Genomic DNA, 21639 nt, shown 5'->3' with positions numbered 1-21639 from the left:
CAGAAATCTTTGGAAATCACGAGAAAGAGAATAGAACCATCTGATTTCTCAATAAAATGTGCCTTTTTCGACTTCTTGAATCACAGCGTCTTGAACCTGTCATCTAACGCGCTGTTGCGCCGTAATTCCTTCGCCGGTGGAGTGGCGGCGATTCGTGATGCTGCAACCGCAGAAAGCATCGGAAGCGACCCATTTTGTAACGAAACTGTGACGGTGAACGGGGCTTTCGTGCTGGTAATTCACTTGAATGCTGTCGGCACGAAGTTGCGCGCCATTTTGCGGCTTGGGCAGAAACCAGCCGAGTTGTCCCAGGGAAACAATACTGTGTTTGCTCAACAGATTGTGCCGTGCAAACTGAATGGGCCGTGCGGCTCTACTTTGCCTGCGCCGCACATGCACCTACTATTCCGTACCCCTTCCTTGCGCGGGCAGGCTTGTGTTCCCCACATAGACCTGTCCGCGTTTTTCTTTTTGGCTTCCACGGCCAAAGAGAAGCGAAAACCTGCACAAAACCTGCCTGCAATTGCATTGATATTGAATAACAGGCCCCATTTCGCGCATCTGATCCCAAACGAACCAAGAAACCTAAAAGGGCAGACACAATGCGATTCTCGAAACTCATCCTTGTTGCGGCGACCTGTGCGGGTCTGGCCGCGTGCGGTGACACCACGGGCGAACAGGCACTCCTCGGCGGTGGTGCCGGGGCTGTGGGGGCCGCGGTCCTCAATGCCGACCCGCTGTTTGGCGCGGCCGTCGGCGCAGCGGGCAACGTGCTGTACTGCAAGACACAGAACAACTGTAACTAACGCATATCCTTCGGGGCGCCTGGCGCCTCAGCCATCATTGCGCATCACGCCGTCGTGGGGATCGTACCCTGCGGCGGCGTTTTGCGTTTCCGGAACACCAAGCCAAAGGACGTTTCATGTTCAATAAGATCCTGATCGCCAACCGGGGCGAGATCGCCTGCCGGGTCATCAAGACCGCCCGCAAGATGGGTATCGGCACCGTTGCCATTTATTCGGACGCGGACAAGAACGCGCTGCATGTGTCGATGGCCGACGAAGCCGTGCATATCGGTCCGCCCCCGGCGAACCAGTCCTACATTGTGATCGACAAGGTCATGGATGCCATCCGTCAAAGCGGTGCGCAGGCGGTTCATCCCGGCTATGGCTTCCTGTCGGAGAACTCGAAATTCGCCGAGGCGCTCGAGGCCGAAGGTGTTGCCTTTGTCGGCCCCCCTGTCGGTGCAATCGAAAGCATGGGCGACAAGATCACGTCGAAGAAGATCGCACAGGAGGCCGGAGTTTCGACGGTTCCGGGTTACATGGGGCTGATCGAAGACGCGGACGAGGCGGTCAGGATCTCGAACGACATCGGTTATCCGGTCATGATCAAGGCCAGCGCCGGTGGTGGTGGCAAGGGTATGCGCATCGCGTGGAGCGATGAAGAGGCGCGCGAAGGCTTTCAGTCGTCCAAGAACGAAGCCGCAAACTCGTTCGGAGATGACCGGATCTTCATCGAAAAATTCGTAACCCAACCGCGCCATATCGAAATTCAGGTTCTGTGCGACAGTCACGGAAATGGCATCTACCTGGGCGAGCGTGAATGCTCGATCCAGCGCCGGAACCAGAAAGTGGTGGAAGAGGCACCGTCACCCTTCCTTGATCCTGAAACCCGCAAGGCGATGGGTGAACAGGCTGTCGCTCTGGCCAAGGCCGTGAACTACGCAAGTGCAGGTACGGTCGAGTTCATCGTGGACGGAAACAAGAACTTCTACTTCCTCGAAATGAATACGCGCCTGCAAGTGGAACATCCTGTTACGGAACTGATCACCGGCGTCGATCTGGTCGAGCAGATGATCCGTGTCGCAGCGGGTGAAAAGCTATCGATAACGCAGGATGACGTGACCCTGACCGGCTGGGCGATTGAAAACCGTCTGTATGCGGAAGACCCGTATCGCAACTTCCTGCCGTCGATCGGTCGGCTGACCCGGTATCGCCCGCCGCAGGAAACTTCGGCTGGTCCGTTGCTGGTCAACGGCAAATGGCAGGGTGAAGCACCCGATGGTGAAACCGCCGTGCGCAACGATACCGGCGTCTACGAGGGCGGCGAGATCAGCATGTATTACGACCCGATGATCGCCAAGCTCTGCACCTGGGCGCCGACCCGCGAAAAAGCAATCGAGGCGATGCGCGTGGCGCTGGACAGTTTCGAAGTGGAAGGCATCGGTCACAACCTGCCGTTCCTGTCGGCAGTGATGGATCACCCAAAATTTATCAGCGGTGACATGACAACGGCCTTTATCGCTGAAGAATACCCAGACGGGTTCGAGGGCGTCACGTTGCCCGAAGCTGATCTGCGCCGGATTGCTGCGTCCTGCGCGGCCATGCACCGCGTCGCCGAAATTCGGCGCACCCGTGTGTCGGGCCGGATGGACAATCACGAACGCAAAGTAGGCAAGCGCTGGGTTGTGACATTGCAGGGGCAGGAGTTCGCAGTGCAGGTCAACGCCGACAAAGAGGGGTCAACGGTCAAGTTTGAGGACGGACCGTCCCTGCGTGTCGCCTCGGACTGGACGCCGGGCGATCAGCTGGCGGTTCTGGACGTGGATGGCAGCCCGCTGGTTCTGAAAATCGGCAAGGTCTCGGGCGGGTTCCGTGTTCGCAACCGGGGCGCTGACATGAAAGTGCATGTGCGCCGCCCACGGCAGGCGGAACTGGCCAAACTGATGCCGGAAAAACTGCCGCCTGATACCTCGAAGTTGCTGCTCTGCCCAATGCCGGGCCTAGTCGTGAAGGTCGATGTCGAAGTGGGGCAGGAAGTGCAGGAAGGTCAGGCGCTTTGCACGATTGAGGCGATGAAGATGGAAAACATCCTGCGTGCCGAAAAGAGGGGCGTGGTGGCCAAAGTCAATGCAGGCCCCGGTGACAGCCTTGCTGTGGACGACGTGATCATCGAGTTCGAGTGACCATGTTGGCGCTTTCGATATACATTCCAACGTTCCCGGCGCATCGCGCCGGGGCCATTGGGTGTGGCGAAAGCGTTCAGCCCCCTTCGCGCCGGTCGCGGATCTCGCGTTCGCGCAGGGGGGTCTTGTCGATAGATCTGCCAATCTCACGCACGCTCCACGGGCTGGGTTTGCGCAATTTGACCACGCCGTCCTTGTCGACGAACACCATCTGGAAACCACGCGGTCGCAGCTTGGTCCGGATCGGGGACCGGGCAGACGGGTCCGTGTCTGTTAGCACGATGACATCGCGGTCGCGCATGGCTGCTTCTTCTGCGACAAGCATATCGATCTGCTGCTGGAACCGCGGATCGGCAGGCGTGTCAGCAAAAACCACGATGGGGCGTTTGACCCACAAGAACTCGCTGAGTTCACTTTCACCCACCGGGCGGACAAAACTGTCATCAGACGGCGCGGTTCCGTCTGCCGCCAGGGCAGCCAGAGGGATTAGTGCCGAGAAAACAAAGGCAAGCGTGCGTGTCATGTGGCCTCCTGTTCTTTCGAATATAGCCCCTGTGCCCGCGATTGCGACCGGCGATTTGTGCCGGGTAACCACATTTTCGCGCTTGTGCCTGAAAGAACAGGCCAAGTGCAGGACCTTGGCGCGGACGCTTTCAGCGACCGCCATCCGTATTGACGAGAGGAAATCGAAATGACCGACACAAAGGACTGGAAAGCGCTTGCCGAGAAAGAGCTGCGCGGACGTCCGTTGGGCGACCTGACCAAGGAAACGCTGGAAGGTATCGCGGTCAAACCGCTTTACACCCAGGAAGACACCGCCGATCTGCCGCATATGGGGTCTTTGCCGGGGTTTGGCCCGTTTACCCGCGGTGTCAAGGCCACTATGTATGCCGGGCGTCCATGGACGATCCGCCAGTATGCGGGCTTTTCGACCGCCGAGGAATCGAACGCGTTCTACCGACGCAATCTGGCAGCAGGCCAGCAGGGCGTTTCGGTTGCCTTCGATCTGGCGACACATCGCGGCTATGACAGTGATCACCCGCGCGTTGTGGGCGATGTCGGTAAGGCAGGTGTTGCCATCGACAGTGTCGAAGATATGAAAATACTGTTCGATGGCATCCCGCTCGACAAGGTCTCGGTCTCGATGACCATGAACGGCGCGGTTGTTCCGATCCTGGCCAGTTTCATTGTTGCGGGTGAAGAACAGGGTCACGACAAATCTGTCCTGTCCGGCACCATTCAGAACGACATTCTGAAAGAATTCATGGTGCGCAACACCTATATCTACCCGCCTGAACCGTCGATGAAGATCATCTCGGACATCATCGAATACACGTCGAACGAGATGCCCAAGTTCAACTCGATCTCGATCTCGGGCTATCACATGCAAGAGGCCGGGGCGAACCTTGTACAGGAACTGGCCTATACGCTGGCTGATGGGCGTGAATACGTCCGTGCCGCGACTGAGGCCGGGATGGACGTGGACAAGTTCGCGGGCCGTTTGTCGTTCTTCTTTGCCATCGGCATGAATTTCTTCATGGAGATCGCCAAACTGCGCGCCGCTCGCACGCTATGGCACCGGGTAATGACCGAGTTCGGGGCAAAGTCCGAACGGTCGAAAATGCTGCGCACCCATTGCCAGACTTCCGGCGTTTCGCTTCAGGAACAGGACCCTTACAACAATGTTATCCGCACCGCCTATGAAGCGATGAGCGCAGTTCTGGGTGGCACCCAATCGTTGCATACAAATGCTCTGGACGAGGCAATTGCGCTGCCCACCGATTTTTCGGCCCGCATCGCGCGGAACACACAGCTCGTGCTTCAGGAAGAAACCGGTGTAACTGATGTGGTCGATCCGCTGGCCGGTTCCTACTATGTCGAAAGCCTGACCAATGAACTGGTCGAAAAAGCCTGGGCCCTGATGCAAGAGGTCGAGGAGATGGGTGGCATGACCAAGGCGGTTGCCTCGGGTATGCCCAAGCTGCGCATCGAGGAAAGCGCAGCCCGCCGTCAGGCCATGATCGACCGGGGCGACGAAGTGATCGTCGGCGTCAACAAGTACCGCAAGGAACAGGAAGACCCGATCGACATTCTGGATGTCGACAACGTCGCCGTGCGTGAGGCGCAGGTGGCGCGGCTGGAACGCATTCGCGCAACCCGTGATGAAGCCGCGTGCCAAGCCGCGCTGGACGCCCTGACCAAGACCGCCCAGGAGGGCGGAAACCTGCTGGCCGCTGCGGTCGAAGCCGCCCGCGCCCGTGCATCCGTAGGAGAGATCAGCATGGCAATGGAGAAAGAATTCGGCCGCCACCGCGCCGAGGTGAAAACCCTGGCCGGTGTCTATGGCGCTGCTTATGAGGGCGACGAAGGCTTTGCCGCGATCCAGAAATCCATCGAGGACTTTGCCGAGGCCGAAGGCCGCCGCCCCCGTCTTCTGGTGGTCAAAATGGGGCAGGACGGGCATGATCGCGGTGCCAAGGTTATCGCCACGGCCTTTGCAGATATCGGGTTCGACGTGGACGTTGGCCCGCTGTTCCAGACACCTGCCGAGGCCGCGCAGGACGCGGCGGACAATGACGTGCATGTGGTCGGCATTTCCTCGCAGGCGGCGGGGCATAAAACACTGGCACCGCAACTGGTGGAAGAACTGAAGAAAGCAGGGGCCGACGATATCATCGTGATCTGTGGCGGGGTGATCCCGCAACAGGATTACCAGTTCCTGTATGACCATGGGGTCAAGGCTATCTTTGGTCCGGGCACCAACATTCCCGAGGCCGCTCAGGACATTCTGCGCCTGATCCGCGAAGCGCGGCCCTGACACAAGGCAAGTCTTTCAACGAAAGCTCTTGTGATCCTGCGCCAATGGCGAAAACATGCGGCCGGATCCCTTTGGGTCCGGTCGTTTTCGCAGGAGGGTGCACATGTTACTCGATCATCTGGCCGTCGCGGGCGAAACGCTTGAAGAAGCGTCTGCGCATATCGAACAGGCGCTTGGTGTTGCACTGCAACCCGGTGGGAAACACGAAAAATTCGGGACACATAACAGGCTGCTGGGGCTCAGAGACGGGCTCTATCTGGAAGCGATTGCCATCGATCCGCAGGCGCAGCCTCCGGGCAGGCCGCGATGGTTCGATCTGGACAATTTTCAGGGCGGCCCGCGTTTGACGAACTGGATATGCCGGGTCGAGGATATCGAGGCCACACTGTCGATCTTTCCCGATGGCACCGGAGAGCCCATCGACCTGACCCGCGGCGCGTTGCAATGGCGCATGGCAGTTCCGCCAACGGGGCGTTTGCCGTTCGACAATCTGTTTCCCGCCCTTATCGAATGGCAGGGCGACCTGCACCCGGCAAACATGTTGCAGGACAGCGCGTGCCGGTTGCGACGCCTGGTTGTCTATCACCCCGACGCCCTGACACTGGCCCGTCAACTGGGTGAACTGGATCATGTGGTGTTCGATACCGGCCCCGCGGCTTTGCAGGCAGAAATTGAGACACCTCATGGGCTTCGGGTGCTGGGATGAACATTCGCCCGGCCACAGTGTCAGATGCACCAGCCATTGCCCGGATCACCAATGCGATCATCCGGGACACTTTGGTCACTTTCACGACGGACGAGCGCAGCGCCGCCCAGATTGCCGAAGATATCAAGGCACGCGTGCCTGGTTATCTGGTTGCCGAGCACGACAGCCACGTTATCGGCTTTGCCACATATGGCCCTTTCCGCACCGGGCCCGGTTATGCGCAAACCTGCGAACATACGATCCAGCTGTCACCGGATGCGTGGGGCAAAGGGGTGGGACGTGCGTTGATGTCAGAGCTGGAGGAAGTCGCGCAATCCCAAGGCGTTCATGTTCTGGTCGCGGGCATATCCTCGGCCAATCCGGGGGCTGAGGCGTTTCATGCCGCACTTGGCTATTCGAAAGTTGGGGTGATGGCCGAAGTCGGGTTCAAATTCGGCCAGCGTCTGGATCTTGTGCTGATGCAGAAAATTCTTGGTGCTGAATGACCCGTTGGACCTGACAGTCCTGAATTGTGACGCTAGGGTGCGGTCATGTCGATCTGGACCCGCATATCCGATGCGCTGAGCGCGCTTGCCCAAGGCGAAAGCCTGACCGCAGTTTTTGAAAAACTACGCTCGCCACCGGAGCGGTCCGTGGCCTTTACGATTGCGGTCATCGCACTGGGTGCCAAAATGGCCAAGGCAGACGGTCAGGTGACCCGTGATGAGGTCACCGCCTTTCGCGACGTGTTTCAGATCGCGCGCGAAGATGAGGAAGGTGCAGCCCGCGTCTTCAACATGGCCCGTACGGACGTGGCGGGATATCAGGACTACGCGCGCAAAATTGCCCGCATGTTCTCGGAAGACAGCACAACCCTGTGTGACCTGATGGAAGGTCTTTTTCACATTGCTATGGCGGACGGTTTCTATCATCCGAACGAAAACGCATTTCTCGAAGATGTCAGCCATATTTTCGGACAGACCGACGCGCAGTTCAAAGCGCTGCGGGCGCGCTTTGTCCCCGATGCGCCAAACGATCCTTACACGGTTCTGGGCGTTCCGCATGACATGCCGCTGCCCGACATTCGCAATGTCTGGCGGCAGCTGGTTCGGGAAACGCACCCCGACGCCATGATGGCCCGGGGTGTCCCCGAAGAGGCGATCCGGCTGGCCGAGAAAAAGATGATCGACATCAATCGCGCCTGGGATGAAATCAACGGCGCGCGGGCCTGATCAGATGCGGCTGGCGACCTATAATATCGAATGGTTCGCCAATCTGTTTGACCAGAAAGACAGGCTGATCGTCGATGACAGCTGGTCCGGCAGGCACGACGTCACCAAAGCGCAGCAGATCGAAGCGATTGCCAAGGTTCTGACTGCCATTGACGCTGATGCGATTGTAATCGTCGAGGCGCCCAACACGGGCAGACGCCAGAACACGGTTCGGGCCCTGCAAGCCTTTGCCGAAGCGTTCGACTTGCGCACGTCTGATGCGGTGATGGGCTATGCAAACGACACGCATCAGGAACTGGCATTGCTCTATGACAGAACGGTGCTGAGTGTTCGCCACGATCCCAAGGGAGATATTGCAGATACCACAGCCCCCCGGTTCGATGGTGTATTCAAAATCGACCTCGACATTGATGCGACCGAGGATGTCGTGCGGTTCTCCAAACCGCCGATGGAACTGGCGGTGACGACGCAAGCGGGGCACAACATCCGCCTGATCGGGGCACATCTGAAATCCAAGGCACCGCACGGTGCCGAATCGCGGGACGAGGCGATCCGGATTTCGATTGCCAATCGCCGCAAACAGCTGGCGCAAGCGATCTGGCTTGCACGGCGCGTCGAATGGCATGTTGCGCAAAAACAGCCCGTCATTTTGCTGGGCGATCTGAACGATGGCCCCGGGCTGGATGAGTTTGAGCACCTCTTTGGCCGCTCGTCGGTCGAGGTGTTGCTGCAAGCCGGATTGTTCGACCCGAACGCCGTCACAGCCTACAGGTTTCGGCCCGGGCCGGTGCCTGCTACTGCGCGCTTTGCCCGCCCGGAAGAAGGTAAATTTCTGGACGCATTACTGGATTACATAATGATTACCACGGACCTGCAAGCATATCGCCCGTCCTGGCGTATCTGGCACCCGTTTCAGGATGCCGCCTGTTGGGCTGAACCGGAATTGCGGCAGGCGCTTTTGACGGCCTCCGATCATTTTCCGGTCACGCTTGATATTGAACTGTGACCTTTCCAGCCTGCCACACGGGCCTTATATGTCAGGTATGAAACGCATCTTGCTGATCAGTACGATCTCAGTGTTCCTTGCCGCGCCTGCAATGGCACAGGAAGACAATGAAAAATCCCTGATGGAACAGGGGGCCGAACTGTTTTTCGAAGGTCTGCGCAAGGAAATGGAACCGGCATTGGAAAACTTGCTGGGTCTGGCAGAAGAGTTTGGCCCGGCGATGCAGTCATTCTTGCAGCAGATGGGCCCGGCGCTTGCTGAACTGGCGGCTGAGGTCAAGGACTGGAGCGTTTATGAACCACCCGAGATCCTGCCCAATGGCGATATCATTATCCGCAGAAAACCGACCCAAGAGCCATCTGAGCCTGAAAAGCGGGATATCGAGGTGCCCGAAGGACCTACAGATATCTGACCCGCTCAAGAGTCAGCCTTTGACAATCACGCGAGTCTGAGATTTCAGCGCTGCTGCCAAGGCGCTTAACCGGGCTTCTGCCACTTCGCTGAACAGGGGGGCTGCGGCCTCGGGCAGATACAGTTCCAGCTCTCGCTTTTTGGGGAAAAACTTGAGCTGCCCCATATTGGCATCGTTGTGCATCCACAGCATCGCGCCAAACCGCATGGCCTTGCCCAAAATCTCGGCCTGTTTCTGGCTTTTTTCATCCAGCAATTCGTAAAGCCGAGAGAACCGATTGCCTTCCCGTTTGTTGCGATAGCGGTGTTGCAGTGCCAATCCGATGAAGACACGCTCGGAATGCTTCAAACCACCCAGATTGGCGCGCGTGACGTTGTCGAAACACACCTCGGCCCGATAGTCGGGATGCGCGCGCCAGCTTACATCGTGCAGCAGGCAGGCCGCCTTGATCAGGCGCACTCTGCTGGGCGGTGCCGATCTGAACAGCGGGATGACAAAATCATAGAGATTGCTGCCAAATCCGGGCAGGCGCGCGTCCTTGGCTTCCGAGAACCGGCTGGCTTCGATCAGCGGGTCGCGATCGCGCACTTCCTGCGGCATCTGCTCATATAGCAACCCCTCGCGAATCCCATAGCTTGAGATGGCGATATCTTTGGGTTTGAACGTGCGGATCAGCCGCGCCAGAACGTCCATCGCATACGGGATAAGCGCCATGCGCGAGCTCGACACGCCCGCCTGAGCACGCAGCTTTTCACCATCGTGTTTTTCGATGTATTTGATCGTCTCGCGCACCTGTTTGGTGGTCATGCGGTATTCATGCAGAACGTTCAGCGGATAGCCCCGCCGCAGCATGTCCAGCCGCGCAAAGGCGCGCCAGCTGCCGCCGACCAGAAACAAACGGTCTCGCTGCTGGCCCATCTGATTGCGCAGATCCTCCATCGTTTCCTTGATATGCGCTTTTCGCGCGCGCCGCCCGCCTTTGATGTCGCGCAGTTTCAGCGGCCCAAGCGGCGAGGTTACGCGACGGCCGACCTGACCACCGCCGATTTCGGCCAATTCCATCGACGATCCGCCAATATCGCAGATCAGCCCATAAGCTCCGGGCCATCCCAACAGGACACCCTGCGCCGACAGGCGGGCTTCTTCGTCACCGTCAATGATAGACACCTGCAAACCGGTTTCAGCCTGCACCTGATCGCAAAACTCGGGCCCATCCGAGGCTTCGCGCACAGCAGCGGTGGCGACAACATGCAAACCGGGCAAATCCAGATCCATTGCCAGGTGCTGGAACCGTCGTAGTGCCGACAAGGCGCGTTCGCGGCCACGCGGGTTCAGTCGCCCGGTTTCGGACAGGCCCGCCCCCAGTTCGCACATGACCTTTTCATTGTAGAAATAGGCCGGTGATCGGGCCGCCCCGTCGAAAATGACCATCCGGACCGAGTTCGACCCGACATCGACAACCCCGACGCGCGACAGCGCCCGTGCGTCCGGTTTGTCAAACAGGGGCTTTCCGAACGTTCCCCAGTCCGGGATATCGGTTTTGACGGTCTGATCCATGTGTGTTCCAGATAGTTCTGCCTGAGGATGCGAAATTGACGTCAGCGGGTCAATCATTGGTCTCGACCTCATCCGGGGCCGTGTTCAGTACGCGAATGGCAAGCGCGCGTGTAATGTCGCGTTTTTCAGCCAGGGCCAGTTGGTCCAGTTGGGATACAACGTCGGCTGCGCTTTCAAACCGCCGGTCCATATGCTTGACAAGATAGGCGATGACATCGGGGCCGGGGTTGAGCTGCCTGTCGACAAACAGCTTGGCAAGTACTGCGCCCAGCAATGCGTCATCGGGCGGATCCAGTGCGACGTGATGGGCGCCTTCGACCCGGCTTTGCAGGTCGGCCAGCGGCAACTCCCAGAATTTCGGTGCAAGACGGCCTGTCATCAGCAGGGGGTGCCCCTCGGCCAGAACAAGATTGTGCAGGTGGAACAGCGTTTTTTGCAGCTCGAGATCACCGGCGATCAAAGGCACGTCTTCGATCGCGATCGGCATGCGCGCCAGGTCTGGCACATCGTCATAACTCAGGTCTCTGGCCTGAAGGATTCGACCGCCGGTTTCAGCGGCCCAGACATGGGCCAGATGGGTTTTGCCCGCGCCAGCGGGCCCACTCAGTACCAGTTTGTTGCCGGGCCAGGACGTGGCCGAGATCATTGCCACCGCCAGCGCATTGGCCGGTGACACAAAGAAATCCTCTCGCCCGAGCGCAGTTTTGGCGGGCAGATCAAAGCTGAGTTGTCGGGCCATTTATTCGGTTTCCTGATCCAGACCTTCAAGACCAGTGTACAATCTGCTGTCGAGGTATAGCGATGTGGCAAAGCGGGCCAGAACGCCCAATGCTGCGGCGACCGGGACTGCCACCAACATGCCCACAAAGCCAAACAGCGCGCCAAAGACCGACAGGGCCAGCAGCAACCAAACCGGATGCAGCCCGACAGAGCTGCCGACCAGCTTGGGTGTCAGGAAATTGCCCTCGGTGACCTGCCCGATGGCAAAGATACCCGCGATCAGCCCGATATGAGCCCAGTCGCCCCAGAACTGAAACAGCGCAAGCCCGATGGCCAGCGAGCCTCCGATAAGGGCGCCCAGATAGGGTATGAACGTGACCAGGCCCGCGATAAAACCCACAATCAGGCCGAATTGCAGACCAGCAAGCATTAGTGCGACCGCGTAATAGGTGCCAAGGATCAAACAAACTGTTCCCATGCCGCGCACGAACGAGGCCAGAACCGCATCGATCTCACCCGCCAACCGCCTGATGATGGGGGCGTGGTCACGTGGCAGCAGCTCTCCGATGCGGGCGGTCATGCGGTCCCAGTCCAACAGCAAGTAGACGGCCACGACCGGCACAATGACCAACAGAACAACGATGTTGATCGCGGAACCCAGCGAGGTCAGCAGCGTTTGCATAACGTCCCCGGTCTTGGATTTCAGCGTTTCGCCAAAGGACACCAGCATCGCGTGCGTGCTTGATTCCCGGTCAAGCAATGACGGGAATTGTTTTTCTATGAAACTGCGCAATTGTTTGAACAGATCAGGCAGTACATCGACAAGATCCAGCAACTGGGTGATCAGCGCAGGGACCACCATCAGAATTGCCAGTACAAATCCCAGAACACCGACGACCGTGATGACCGCCGTGGCGGCCATACGCGACAGGCCCAGCCGCTCCAGCCGGTCAGCGACCGGATCAAGGAAATAGGCAATGGCCCCGCCGATGACAAAAGGCAACAAGACATCGCCAAGGGCCCACAGGATCAACGCGAAAACCGCAGCGGCGATGCTCCAGTATCTCAGCTGATCCTTAACCGGCAAAGCCATGGCGATCCCCTTGTTCAGGCCCTTGCAGGTGTTCTTGGCGCATCAAAGCCCATGATGCAAGCGGTTCATGGCGCTTGGGTTTGCAGGGGTCAGCCGCGCAAGGTTCCCAATTCAGGCGTGTCTTTGGTGGCGGTCTCATCGGGCCAGTTGGTGCGCCAAATCTCGGCCGACCAGTGCCCGCAATGAACCGCCGGACGATCAAAGCCGGGCAGGGGTGGCAGCAAAGGCGCGACGACGACGTCGTGACGGGGCACCGCGAAAAAGGGAAAAGAATACCGTTCCTGACCCGATCGGTTCACAACCCGATGGGGCGTGGATTTCAACCGCCCGCCCGACCACAGTTCAAGCATGTCGCCGATATTCACCACGAAACCACCGGGCGGGCAGTCGGGCGTGATCCAGCCGCCGTTGCGGGTCTGCACCTCAAGCCCGCCCACCGGATCGGGGGCAATGATGGTCAAGGCGTCGGTATCCTTGTGCGGATGGATACCATAGCCTGCCTCATCCTCGGCCTGTGGCGGGTAATGCAGCAGGGTCATGTTGGTCATCGGGACCCGGAATGCACTGCGCAGCGCGTCGGCTTTCAGATCCAGTCCCGCCTCTAACGCGCCCAGCAACAGATCGGTGACGCGATCCAGTTGCCGCCAGTAACCCAGAATGACCTCTTTCGCACCGGGTACACCGTCGGGCCAGAGGTTTGGCCCGTATAACGCGCAATCCTCACGCACCGGGTCGTCTGCTGCGACCTCGTGATGCAGTTTGTACCCCTCGTATTTGTCGGCTTTGCCCGAGCCATCATTGGGTGTGAAAAACCCCATGGGTATATAGCCGCGATAGTTGGCGCGGGTGATGGCCTGATCCCATTTTTGCGCGTCATCGACGGCAAAAATCTGTCGGGTGATCTGGCGTACCTGATCCACGGTCTGCCGGGATACGCCTGTCCCGGTGATCGACAAAAAGCCGATCCCCTGACAGGCCGCAAGGATGTAACGGACCGTCGCGTCATAGGCTGCGGTTCCCGGGGCAGTCAAAGGCGCGATATCAATCGTTGGGATACTGTCCATCAGTGAATCCTCACCCCCTGGCGTTGCAATTCAGCGCGAACCGGTGCCAGATTCAGCTGGTCCAGCTCCTGATTGCTTTTCAGTGAGACCGCAGCGGCGATGCCCGCGCCCTGACCTAAGACCGCGCAACAAGCCATGTTTCGGGTTGCGGCATGTGCCACCCGGTCCGCGCCATGCGACCGTCCTGCAACCAGCAGGCCTTTGATGCCCTTGGGCAGCATCGAGCGATAAGGGATTTGCATGTACCGCCCCGTAGTTGGCAGGATCAGAATGCCATAGCCGTCGATGAACTCGGGATAGATACCTATTGTATCCTCGAACCGGCCCTGATGGCGGGCATCGTTTTCGGTCATGTTGTAAACCGCGTCGATCTTGCGGGTGTCGCGGATGCCGATGGTCATCCCGAAATTCCGCAAACGCGCGTTTTCGCAACCGGGCATGAACCGGCGCAGCGCCTCGATGGCCAGCATGGTCTGGCGGCGACCTTCAATCTCGCCGCGCGTCAGGCTGTCCGGGTCGGTGCCATCGATCTCGGCCAGATGGATGAGGTTCATGTAGGTCAGCTCGCCCGTGTCATGCATCGCGCCCCAGGTTCCGGCGATGGTATTCAGGTGCGGCGGGATCAGCCCCTCATCAATCGCTTGCTGGAACGGTTTGTGCACGAAGGGTGAGAACATGTCGTCCTCTTTCCCCGAGGTCTCAATGTTCCACTCTCCGCCGCCGCCCCAGTCCTTGTAGGTCTGCGGGTCAGCTTTCACACCTTCCATAAAGGCCCGCTTGTCAACGCCCGCCAGGTGAAACATGACCGAGGCCGCCATCATGTCCTCGCGCGGAGTTTTGTGGGTCGGCGCGCCCGAACGATGGGCTACATCCGCGTCGCCGGTGGCATCAATGACGACCTTGGCCAAAATCGCCTCGCGCCCGGCCTTGGATTCTGTGATGACGCCGGTGATCCGGTCTCCATCCAGGATCGGCGCGACGAATTGTCGGTGCAGCATCGGGTGCACGCCCGCCTCTTCGACCAGCTTGTCGGCGACCAGTTTGAAGCCTTCGCTGTCCAACTCATAACTTAGCGACTGGCTTTCCGGAACGGCGGCCCCCATCTCCTTGGCGCGGGTTTCGAACTCCATCCCGATGCCGCCTGCCTCGACGGTTTGCTCGTGCCGGTACCAGGCAAATCCTTCGACGCCGACCGCCGTGATGTTGCCACCCATGCAGCCGAACCGATCAATCAAAGATACCTCGGCCCCCGCACGTGCCGCTGCAAGCGCTGCGGCCAACCCGGCGGGGCCGGAACCGACGACCAGAACATCGGTTTGATGAATGACGGGGATTTGGCGTGCGGGTTCCTGAATGGTCTGCATTGGCGCCTCATGGAATTTGCGTTTCCGCTACCATTGGGATTCCCGATTGGCGGGTCAATCAAAAAACCGACTGCCGCAAGGTCGGAAAAACACCAATGCGCGATTGCCCCCGGCGGGGCTTTGGCATAATCACCTGTCCAGTCGAATTCTTACCTTTGAAGGTCCGTCCATGCGCCTGAGCCGTTACTTTCTGCCCGTTCTCAAGGAAACCCCGTCCGAGGCTCAGATCGTCAGCCACCGGCTGATGCTGCGTGCAGGGATGATCAAGCAGGCCTCTGCCGGGATTTATTCCTGGTTGCCGCTGGGCTTCAAAGTGCTGCGCAAGCTGGAAAACATCGTCCACGAGGAACAGGCGCGGGCCGGTCACATCGCGATCCAGATGCCCATCATCCAGTCGGCGGATCTGTGGCGTGAATCCGGGCGCTATGACGATTACGGTCAGGAGATGCTGCGGATGAAGGACCGGCATGACCGGGACATGCTGTTCACGCCGACGGCCGAGGAATTGGTTACAGATATCTTCCGCGGCCACGTCAGCAGCTACAAGGATCTGCCGCTGACGCTCTACCAGATCCAGTGGAAGTTTCGCGATGAAATCCGCCCGCGTTTCGGCGTGATGCGGGGCCGTGAATTCTACATGAAGGACGGATACAATTTCGACCTGACCAAGGAAGATGCGCTGCACGCCTATAACCGCCATCTGGTCAGCTATCTGCGCACTTATGAACGGATGGGACTTCAGGCGATTCCGATGCGCGCCGATTCCGGCCCCATCGGTGGCGATGACACGCATGAGTTCCTGGTTCTGGCCGATACCGGCGAATCCGAAGTTTTCTATGACAGTGCTGTCACTGACCTGACCTTTGGCGACCGTGACATCGATTATGACAACCGCGAACAGTGTCAGGCCATTCTGGAAGAGTTCACTTCGAAATACGCCCGCACTGATGAAACCCATGACGAGGCGCTGTTCAATCAGATCCCCAAAGAACGTCGCCGCGTGGCGCGTGGCATCGAGGTGGGTCAAATCTTTTACTTTGGCACCAAATACTCCGATCCCTTGGGCGCGACTGTCCAAGGCCCGGATGGCAAACCGGTTCCGGTTCACATGGGCAGCCATGGTATCGGTGTCAGCCGCCTTGTAGGAGCAATCATCGAGGCCAGCCATGACGACAAGGGCATCATCTGGCCCGAGGGCGTGACCCCATTCCATTGCGGTATCGTCAACCTCAAGCAGGGCGATGAAGAAGCAGATTCAGCCTGTGACAAGATCTACACGGCGCTGACAGCTTTGGGTCTGGAGCCGCTCTATGACGACCGCAACGAACGCGCAGGCGGCAAATTCGCCACGATGGACCTGATCGGTCTGCCCTGGCGCATCACGGTTGGCCCGCGTGGTCTGAAGAATGGTGTGGTTGAACTGACCTGCCGCCGTACCGGCGAAAGCGAGGAACTGAGCCCCGAGGCGGCCGTTACCAAAGTTGCTGAGATTTACCAGCAGATCGCCTGAGCGACCATCAGTTGCTGCATGAAGCGGGCGTTGAAACACGCCCCGTGATCCGGAAGGGGTGCCGAAGGCTCAGACCTGGCGGCCCTTCCCAGGCTACCTGAAGGCCGACCGCGTCAGTCGGTCGGTTCTCAGTTTTGATCCGACGTCGGGCGCTCGGCCAGGACGTCTCCGTTGGCTCCGTCACCTGTGGCCACAACAATCGGGCGGCCAAGGCGGCTGATCAGTTCGCGAAACTCGATATCCAGAAAGCGCAATCCGCAAATCCGCGCATCGGTTGCCCGATCCGTGATACACAAACGGCCCTGCCGGAACACCAGACGATATCCTTTGTCTTTCAGGATGTCTGCCAGATTGCCCCAGCTTGCTGCGGTGACAAAGATCGGCCGGATGGCCGCGCGCAGCAAGGCTGCGGTCTCACAATCCAATTCTGTTGAAGCCTGACGGGTCGAAATTGCACCCGCGCCATTGGTTGAAATTCGTAAATTCATTGAGCGACCCCCGCTCTTTAAATGTGTTCCCCCATGGTTAGGGTGGCAAAGTTTCTGAAAATAATCAAAAAGAGTAATAAAATTTCGCACTTATTGTTGCCTTTACGATTCAGTGGCTCACGATGTGCGATGATTAACGTCATACCTGAAACAATCACCTTCTGTCTGTGATGCGCTTCACAACTCATGGTGTAGCGCCCGAATTAGAAGACACCTGTTTTGCACGTGTATTTTGGTCATGTCCAGCAACGATTCGGCTCATTCAGGCTGAGGAGCCAGTTCAGAGTGACAACCGGCTTGACCATTGGGCGAAATGCCGAAAGGGTCGCCGCAAACAAGAAAACCCGGAGCAGGCATGGCCAAGACACCCCCGCCCTTTGCCCCTTTTGAATGGAAAATCGCCTGGCGATATCTGCGCGCGCGCAGGGCCGAAGGCGGTGTCAGCGTGATGACATGGATCTCTTTGATCGGGATCACGCTTGCCGTGTTTGCGCTGATTGCAACGCTGGCTGTCCGTTCAGGTTTTCGCTCTGAATTCGTCGGCACCATTCTGGGTGCCAATGCGCATGTGACGGTCTATTCCTCGGGTGAATTTGACGCGCAGGGCCGGGTGGATCGAACAATTGCCGACTACAAGGAACGCACCGACCGCATAGCGCAGGTGCCCGGAGTTGAGCGTGCCGCACCGCTGGTGAAGGGGCAGGTGCTGATCACCAACCGCGACAGCAGCAGCGGGGTCGAGGTGTTTGGCATCCGACCCGACGATCTGCTCGACTTGCCGGGTATCGCGCAGGCGGAACAGGCGGCGGGGGACCTGTCGGACTTCCAGACGGGTGAGGATGTCATCGCCATTGGATCGGGTGTGGCCCGCAGCATCGGGGTCACTGTCGGGGATGTGGTCAAACTGACCTCGCCCAACGGGGTCAAAACCGCCTTTGGCACGTCGCCGCGCGTGAATGCCTATCGCGTTGTCTATGTGTTTTCGGCCGGTCGCTATGACATCGACCGCACCCGCGTCTACATGCCGTTTTCGCAGGCGCAGGGCTTTTTCAACCGTGAAGGTGTGGCGGATGAGATAGAAGTGATGGTGGACAAGCCCGAAGATCTTGGCCCGATCCTGATTCCCATTCTTGAGGCGTCGGGCGAGCGCAGCCAGATCTGGACATGGCAGGACGCATCCGGCGGCTTTCTGCGCGCGCTCGAGGTTGAGGATAATGTGATGTTCATCATCCTGTCGATCCTCGTTCTGATTGCTGCGATGAACATCGTTTCGGGCCTGATCATGCTGGTCAAGAACAAAGGGCGCGATATCGGTATCCTGCGCACGATTGGCCTGAGCGAAGGATCGGTTCTGCGTGTCTTTTTCATCTGCGGTGCGTTCACCGGCCTGATCGGCACTGCAATGGGGGTTATCCTGGGATGCCTCTTTGCAATCTACATTGATCCGATTTTCTCATTCGTAAACTACGTGATGGGCGGTGGCGTGTGGGATCCGTCGATCCGTGGCATCTACGCCCTGCCGGCCGAACTGCATCTGAGCGATGTGCTCAAGGCGACGGGCCTGTCGCTTGGCCTGTCTTTCATCGTCACCTATTTCCCCGCCCGCCGCGCGGCGCGGCTGAACCCGGTCGAGGCGCTGCGCTATGAATGATGTCACCTTGCGACTGAACGGTCTGACCAAGACCTACCTCAAAGGCACACCGGGCGAGGTGCAGGTTCTGCGCGGGGTCGACCTCGAACTGCGCGCGGGTGAGGCTGTGGCCATGGTTGCGCCGTCAGGGGCGGGTAAATCGACGCTTCTGCACATCGCCGGTCTGCTGGATAGGCCCGACAACGGAACCGTGGAAATCGGGGGGCAGAATGTGAACGGCAAGGGCGACCGAACCAGAACGGCGTTGCGTCGGCAGGATATCGGGTTCGTATATCAGTTCCATCACCTGCTGCCCGAGTTTACGGCGCTGGAAAACATCACATTGCCGCAACTGGCCAATGGCGCGTCCGAAAAAGCTGCTCAGGCACGGGCATTGGACTTGCTGGACCGTGTGGGCGTCGCCCCGCGCGCCAGCCACCGCCCTGCGGCGCTGTCGGGCGGTGAACAACAACGCGTGGCTTTTTGCCGGGCGCTTGCCAACGCGCCGCGTGTTTTGCTGGCTGACGAACCGACAGGCAATCTGGACCCTGAAACTTCGGATCAGGTGTTCGATGCGCTGATGACACTGGTGCGGGACGAGGGATTGTCGGCGTTGATCGCGACCCACAACCTCGAACTGGCGGCGCGCATGGACCGAATGGTCCGGCTTGAGGGCGGCGTGCTCAGGCCAGTTGAGTGATTGCAACACCGATGGCCATGACCGCGATACCACTCGCCCGCATCAGGGTGAGTGGCGCCACCTGTGCGCCGAACAGGCCGAAGTGATCGATTGCCGCGGCACTGGTCAATTGCCCCAATAGGACAAAGAACACGGCGTTTCCCACACCGAAATGCGGGGCGACATGGGTGATCGACAACACATAGAATGCAATCAGGATGCCAGCGAACAACAGGTGTTTCGGGGCCTGCGCAACCTTGGACAAGGCTGCAAAACCGGGAAACAACAGCATGGTCAGCGCCGAGGCGGCCAGGGCAATTGCAAACAGCACCACGGCTGCAGTTGTTGGTGATCCGATGACCTTGCCAAGGGCCGCGTTAAGAGCGGCCAGTATCGGAATTCCAAATCCGGCGGCCAGCATGATGGCTGCGTATTGTGTCATTGCCCGAACCCTCTGCACCTGTTTCGTTGATCTGGATCATTGCGCCCATATGCCTGTCGGGCAACCCTGCAAATGTCAATTGTGACAGGAGGATACGATGTTCAAGGCAACGATCGGTATGCTGGTTCTCGGGGTTTCGGCTGCTGCCGCACAGGCTGCTTGGGCGCAGGATGCCGTGACCGGAGAGGAACTCTATTTGCATTACTGCGCGACCTGTCACGGGATTGACGCAACCGGGCAGGGGCCGATGGCCAGCGTGCTGGTTGTTCAGCCGTCCGATCTGACCGCATTGTCCGGCGAAAGCGGGGTGTTCCCGACCGCCCGCGTTGTTGCCCGCATCGACGGCAGGGACCCGCTGGTCAGCCATGGCAGCCCGATGCCGGTCTATGGCCCTTATTTTGACGGGCAGGACACATCCATGAAAACACCGGAAGGTCAGCCGATCCTGACCAGCCAGCCGATCGTTGATCTGGTGGCATATCTGGAAACCCTGCAGCGCGCCCGGAACTAACTGCAAATCCCCTCGATCCTGGCTTCACTCCACGGGATCAGGACCGGGCGCTCGCGCCCCTGTTCCGGCAGGGGCGACAGATCAAAATGGACGCCCAGCATGTCATGCAGTCGTTTGGTGCGCTTGGCCTGAGGGGCCAGCGCGCGACAGCACACGTATTCCTCGACGATCGCGCCCTGCTGTTCGAATCCGTAGGTCAGAAAATCGGGAGAGGTTTCGAGGTCGAACAGATATGGATCCCTCCGGCCCCCATGTTCCGCTGCAGCGCGCAGGGGGTGGTAACCGGTGGTCCGGCGATTCTGCCATTGCCAGACATGCGTCAGCTCGTGGGCCAAAAGCATCGCGGCCAGCAGGTTCATCTGATCCGGAAAGTCGGACATATAGTCCTCCAGATACCAGTCGCGGGTAAAATAAACTTTGTTGAACAGGGCCACGGCGGCAGGTTTGCCCGTCACCGGCCCGGGGTCCACCGGGGGCAGAATGCGCTCGCGGCAGGCCAGTCGCGGGCGTTCTTCGCGGAAATACGTCACGTTGGTAACCGGGGCACCTTCGACCAGACGGATGTGATCCAGATTCAGGGTTCCCCCCTGAATGGTCTCCGCAAAATCGCGCTCCTGCTCGGTCAACTCACGACCGCAGGCGGCCAGCAACAAAAGAGAAGCAAAGAATACACGCAGAACCATAAGTTGAATCTTATTCCGCTGCGGGTATTCCGCAAACCGTTTTCACAGACTCATGGCCAGAACCCGGCTGATTTCCGTAAGTGATCGCCCGGACTGACCCATCCATGTATTAAAGGCGTTCTGAACCGCCTCCATCGCTTTCTTCGAGGTGGCAGGCTTGTCGATCACACCTTCGGCAATCAGGCGGGCGGTGACATCCTGGGACAGAATGAAGCTGTCCCTCCCGGCAAACCGCATCGCGTACTGTGCCGAAGCGCCGCCCAGTCGGGCCCCGCGTTTGGCCAACATGGCCAGAAGATTGACGTAGTCATCAGATGGCCAGCCGCCCAGCACTTTACCCACGCCGCCTTCCTCGCGCAGCTCAAGCAGGAACGCAGCGTTATCCCGTACAGCCGCGATCTTGGTTCCATTCCTGACGATGCGCGTATCCTGCAACAGGGTGTCAAACTTCTCATCATCCATGAACGCGCATCGCCCCACGTCGAACCTGTCAAAGGCTGTTTCGAACCCGTCCCATTTGTTTTCGATGACTTTCCAGTTGAAACCGGCCTGAAAGATGCATTTCGTGATGACCGACAGCCAGCGGTCCTCAGGCATCGCTGCCAGTTCCGCGGGGGTTTTCGGTTTGCTCAGTTTTGCGTCCAGTGCTTCTGGACCGCCGTGGCGCACGGCTGCGATTTCAAAGATTTCGTCAAACGTTCGCATCTGTCTAACCTTGATGTTGCCCGACTATAAATGTTTATCTTTTGTTCTTGTTTGGCAATGAAAAATCTGACC

23 protein-coding genes are annotated in these 21639 nt (G+C 58.9%); 12 read left to right on the top strand and 11 right to left on the bottom strand.

What is annotated here, in order from left to right; all coding sequences use genetic code 11:
* Window positions 1-99: 99 nt before the first annotated feature.
* Window positions 100-336, bottom strand: coding sequence for a hypothetical protein (locus tag ACR0DS_RS02145; protein WP_480557620.1), 237 nt, complete (start codon window positions 334-336; stop codon window positions 100-102).
* 266 nt (window positions 337-602) lie between these two features.
* On the opposite strand from ACR0DS_RS02145, the gene ACR0DS_RS02140 reads away from it, so the two are divergent.
* Both ACR0DS_RS02140 and ACR0DS_RS02135 read left to right on the top strand, forming a co-directional pair.
* Window positions 603-806 (top strand): hypothetical protein, encoded by a 204-nt coding sequence (locus ACR0DS_RS02140; protein WP_209504584.1) that lies wholly within the window; start codon window positions 603-605, stop codon window positions 804-806.
* A gap of 116 nt (window positions 807-922) precedes the next feature.
* Window positions 923-2968 (top strand): ATP-binding protein, encoded by a 2046-nt coding sequence (locus tag ACR0DS_RS02135; protein WP_480557618.1) that lies wholly within the window; start codon window positions 923-925, stop codon window positions 2966-2968.
* Window positions 2969-3044: 76 nt separating this feature from the next.
* Here ACR0DS_RS02135 and ACR0DS_RS02130 read toward each other — a convergent pair whose 3' ends face one another.
* Window positions 3045-3491 carry a DUF4174 domain-containing protein gene (locus tag ACR0DS_RS02130; protein WP_480475841.1) on the bottom strand — a complete coding sequence of 149 codons (447 nt, stop codon included), beginning with the start codon at window positions 3489-3491 and terminating at the stop codon, window positions 3045-3047.
* 168 nt (window positions 3492-3659) lie between these two features.
* On the opposite strand from ACR0DS_RS02130, the gene scpA reads away from it, so the two are divergent.
* The 6 genes from scpA to ACR0DS_RS02100 all read left to right on the top strand — a co-directional run bounded on the left by scpA (window position 3660) and on the right by ACR0DS_RS02100 (window position 9121).
* Complete coding sequence (gene scpA / locus ACR0DS_RS02125) at window positions 3660-5786, top strand: methylmalonyl-CoA mutase (RefSeq protein ID WP_480557616.1); 2127 nt, start codon at window positions 3660-3662, stop codon at window positions 5784-5786.
* A gap of 103 nt (window positions 5787-5889) precedes the next feature.
* Window positions 5890-6492, top strand: a complete 603-nt coding sequence (locus ACR0DS_RS02120; RefSeq protein WP_480557614.1) for a VOC family protein — start codon at window positions 5890-5892, stop codon at window positions 6490-6492.
* Window positions 6489-6977: an N-acetyltransferase family protein gene (locus ACR0DS_RS02115; protein WP_480557612.1), complete on the top strand. Its 489-nt coding sequence runs from the start codon at window positions 6489-6491 to the stop codon at window positions 6975-6977. The genes ACR0DS_RS02120 and ACR0DS_RS02115 overlap by 4 nt, the downstream gene beginning before the upstream one ends.
* A gap of 45 nt (window positions 6978-7022) precedes the next feature.
* Window positions 7023-7703, top strand: coding sequence for a TerB family tellurite resistance protein (locus tag ACR0DS_RS02110; protein WP_480557610.1), 681 nt, complete (start codon window positions 7023-7025; stop codon window positions 7701-7703).
* A 4-nt stretch (window positions 7704-7707) separates the two neighbouring features.
* Complete coding sequence (locus tag ACR0DS_RS02105; RefSeq protein WP_480545819.1) at window positions 7708-8709, top strand: endonuclease/exonuclease/phosphatase family protein; 1002 nt, start codon at window positions 7708-7710, stop codon at window positions 8707-8709.
* A 37-nt stretch (window positions 8710-8746) separates the two neighbouring features.
* Window positions 8747-9121 carry a hypothetical protein gene (locus tag ACR0DS_RS02100; RefSeq protein ID WP_480481945.1) on the top strand — a complete coding sequence of 125 codons (375 nt, stop codon included), beginning with the start codon at window positions 8747-8749 and terminating at the stop codon, window positions 9119-9121.
* Between the two features lie 12 nt (window positions 9122-9133).
* Here the strand turns inward: ACR0DS_RS02100 and ACR0DS_RS02095 are convergent, their stop codons facing one another.
* The 5 genes from ACR0DS_RS02095 to ACR0DS_RS02075 form a co-directional block, all read right to left on the bottom strand.
* Entirely contained in the window at window positions 9134-10678 is a 1545-nt protein-coding gene (locus ACR0DS_RS02095; protein ID WP_480537395.1) for a Ppx/GppA family phosphatase, read from the bottom strand.
* Between the two features lie 49 nt (window positions 10679-10727).
* Window positions 10728-11417: an HdaA/DnaA family protein gene (locus tag ACR0DS_RS02090; RefSeq protein ID WP_480557607.1), complete on the bottom strand. Its 690-nt coding sequence runs from the start codon at window positions 11415-11417 to the stop codon at window positions 10728-10730.
* On the bottom strand, window positions 11418-12491 hold the full coding sequence (locus ACR0DS_RS02085) for an AI-2E family transporter (RefSeq protein ID WP_267365997.1): 1074 nt from the start codon (window positions 12489-12491) through the stop codon (window positions 11418-11420). It lies immediately after the preceding gene.
* A gap of 89 nt (window positions 12492-12580) precedes the next feature.
* A complete protein-coding gene (locus ACR0DS_RS02080; RefSeq protein WP_480557605.1) occupies window positions 12581-13555 on the bottom strand; it encodes an isopenicillin N synthase family dioxygenase in 975 nt (324 codons plus the stop codon).
* Window positions 13555-14919 carry an FAD-dependent oxidoreductase gene (locus ACR0DS_RS02075; protein ID WP_480545764.1) on the bottom strand — a complete coding sequence of 455 codons (1365 nt, stop codon included), beginning with the start codon at window positions 14917-14919 and terminating at the stop codon, window positions 13555-13557. The genes ACR0DS_RS02080 and ACR0DS_RS02075 overlap by 1 nt, the downstream gene beginning before the upstream one ends.
* A 169-nt stretch (window positions 14920-15088) precedes the next feature.
* Between ACR0DS_RS02075 and proS the strand changes: the two genes are divergently transcribed.
* Window positions 15089-16429: a proline--tRNA ligase gene (gene proS, locus ACR0DS_RS02070; RefSeq protein ID WP_480557603.1), complete on the top strand. Its 1341-nt coding sequence runs from the start codon at window positions 15089-15091 to the stop codon at window positions 16427-16429.
* A gap of 128 nt (window positions 16430-16557) precedes the next feature.
* Here the strand turns inward: proS and ACR0DS_RS02065 are convergent, their stop codons facing one another.
* On the bottom strand, window positions 16558-16917 hold the full coding sequence (locus ACR0DS_RS02065; protein WP_267366022.1) for a hypothetical protein: 360 nt from the start codon (window positions 16915-16917) through the stop codon (window positions 16558-16560).
* Window positions 16918-17272: 355 nt separating this feature from the next.
* Here ACR0DS_RS02065 and ACR0DS_RS02060 point away from each other — a divergent pair, with 355 nt between their 5' ends.
* Window positions 17273-18568 (top strand): lipoprotein-releasing ABC transporter permease subunit, encoded by a 1296-nt coding sequence (locus ACR0DS_RS02060; protein WP_480545762.1) that lies wholly within the window; start codon window positions 17273-17275, stop codon window positions 18566-18568.
* Window positions 18561-19247, top strand: a complete 687-nt coding sequence (locus ACR0DS_RS02055; RefSeq protein ID WP_480486346.1) for an ABC transporter ATP-binding protein — start codon at window positions 18561-18563, stop codon at window positions 19245-19247. The genes ACR0DS_RS02060 and ACR0DS_RS02055 overlap by 8 nt, the downstream gene beginning before the upstream one ends.
* Here ACR0DS_RS02055 and ACR0DS_RS02050 read toward each other — a convergent pair.
* A complete protein-coding gene (locus tag ACR0DS_RS02050) occupies window positions 19231-19668 on the bottom strand; it encodes a DMT family transporter (RefSeq protein ID WP_480557601.1) in 438 nt (145 codons plus the stop codon). The genes ACR0DS_RS02055 and ACR0DS_RS02050 overlap by 17 nt on opposite strands.
* Window positions 19669-19765: 97 nt before the next feature.
* Between ACR0DS_RS02050 and ACR0DS_RS02045 the strand changes: the two genes are divergently transcribed.
* A complete protein-coding gene (locus ACR0DS_RS02045) occupies window positions 19766-20179 on the top strand; it encodes a c-type cytochrome (RefSeq protein ID WP_480486343.1) in 414 nt (137 codons plus the stop codon).
* On the opposite strand, the gene ACR0DS_RS02040 is transcribed toward ACR0DS_RS02045, so the two are convergent.
* A complete protein-coding gene (locus ACR0DS_RS02040) occupies window positions 20176-20862 on the bottom strand; it encodes a hypothetical protein (RefSeq protein WP_480557599.1) in 687 nt (228 codons plus the stop codon). The genes ACR0DS_RS02045 and ACR0DS_RS02040 overlap by 4 nt on opposite strands.
* Before the next feature lie 42 nt (window positions 20863-20904).
* Window positions 20905-21567, bottom strand: coding sequence for a DNA-3-methyladenine glycosylase I (locus tag ACR0DS_RS02035; protein ID WP_209597830.1), 663 nt, complete (start codon window positions 21565-21567; stop codon window positions 20905-20907).
* Between the last annotated feature and the right edge of the window lie 72 nt (window positions 21568-21639).

Source organism: Ruegeria sp. AF5 (assembly GCF_056541905.1).
The sequence above is the reverse complement of the archived record's forward strand: the minus strand, read 5'-3'. Positions and strand labels throughout refer to the sequence as shown.

Bases quoted from the DNA above. Each gene is read 5' to 3' on its own strand.
- ACR0DS_RS02140 (WP_209504584.1), top strand. From the start codon at position 603: ATGCGATTCTCGAAACTCATCCTTGTTGCGGCGACCTGTGCGGGTCTG.
- ACR0DS_RS02135 (WP_480557618.1), top strand. From the start codon at position 923: ATGTTCAATAAGATCCTGATCGCCAACCGGGGCGAGATCGCCTGCCGG.
- ACR0DS_RS02130 (WP_480475841.1), bottom strand. From the start codon at position 3,491: ATGACACGCACGCTTGCCTTTGTTTTCTCGGCACTAATCCCTCTGGCT.
- scpA (WP_480557616.1), top strand. From the start codon at position 3,660: ATGACCGACACAAAGGACTGGAAAGCGCTTGCCGAGAAAGAGCTGCGC.
- ACR0DS_RS02120 (WP_480557614.1), top strand. From the start codon at position 5,890: ATGTTACTCGATCATCTGGCCGTCGCGGGCGAAACGCTTGAAGAAGCG.
- ACR0DS_RS02115 (WP_480557612.1), top strand. From the start codon at position 6,489: ATGAACATTCGCCCGGCCACAGTGTCAGATGCACCAGCCATTGCCCGG.
- ACR0DS_RS02110 (WP_480557610.1), top strand. From the start codon at position 7,023: ATGTCGATCTGGACCCGCATATCCGATGCGCTGAGCGCGCTTGCCCAA.
- ACR0DS_RS02105 (WP_480545819.1), top strand. From the start codon at position 7,708: ATGCGGCTGGCGACCTATAATATCGAATGGTTCGCCAATCTGTTTGAC.
- ACR0DS_RS02100 (WP_480481945.1), top strand. From the start codon at position 8,747: ATGAAACGCATCTTGCTGATCAGTACGATCTCAGTGTTCCTTGCCGCG.
- ACR0DS_RS02095 (WP_480537395.1), bottom strand. From the start codon at position 10,678: ATGGATCAGACCGTCAAAACCGATATCCCGGACTGGGGAACGTTCGGA.
- ACR0DS_RS02090 (WP_480557607.1), bottom strand. From the start codon at position 11,417: ATGGCCCGACAACTCAGCTTTGATCTGCCCGCCAAAACTGCGCTCGGG.
- ACR0DS_RS02085 (WP_267365997.1), bottom strand. From the start codon at position 12,491: ATGGCTTTGCCGGTTAAGGATCAGCTGAGATACTGGAGCATCGCCGCT.
- ACR0DS_RS02080 (WP_480557605.1), bottom strand. From the start codon at position 13,555: ATGGACAGTATCCCAACGATTGATATCGCGCCTTTGACTGCCCCGGGA.
- ACR0DS_RS02075 (WP_480545764.1), bottom strand. From the start codon at position 14,919: ATGCAGACCATTCAGGAACCCGCACGCCAAATCCCCGTCATTCATCAA.
- proS (WP_480557603.1), top strand. From the start codon at position 15,089: ATGCGCCTGAGCCGTTACTTTCTGCCCGTTCTCAAGGAAACCCCGTCC.
- ACR0DS_RS02065 (WP_267366022.1), bottom strand. From the start codon at position 16,917: ATGAATTTACGAATTTCAACCAATGGCGCGGGTGCAATTTCGACCCGT.
- ACR0DS_RS02060 (WP_480545762.1), top strand. From the start codon at position 17,273: ATGGCCAAGACACCCCCGCCCTTTGCCCCTTTTGAATGGAAAATCGCC.
- ACR0DS_RS02055 (WP_480486346.1), top strand. From the start codon at position 18,561: ATGAATGATGTCACCTTGCGACTGAACGGTCTGACCAAGACCTACCTC.
- ACR0DS_RS02050 (WP_480557601.1), bottom strand. From the start codon at position 19,668: ATGACACAATACGCAGCCATCATGCTGGCCGCCGGATTTGGAATTCCG.
- ACR0DS_RS02045 (WP_480486343.1), top strand. From the start codon at position 19,766: ATGTTCAAGGCAACGATCGGTATGCTGGTTCTCGGGGTTTCGGCTGCT.
- ACR0DS_RS02040 (WP_480557599.1), bottom strand. From the start codon at position 20,862: ATGGTTCTGCGTGTATTCTTTGCTTCTCTTTTGTTGCTGGCCGCCTGC.
- ACR0DS_RS02035 (WP_209597830.1), bottom strand. From the start codon at position 21,567: ATGCGAACGTTTGACGAAATCTTTGAAATCGCAGCCGTGCGCCACGGC.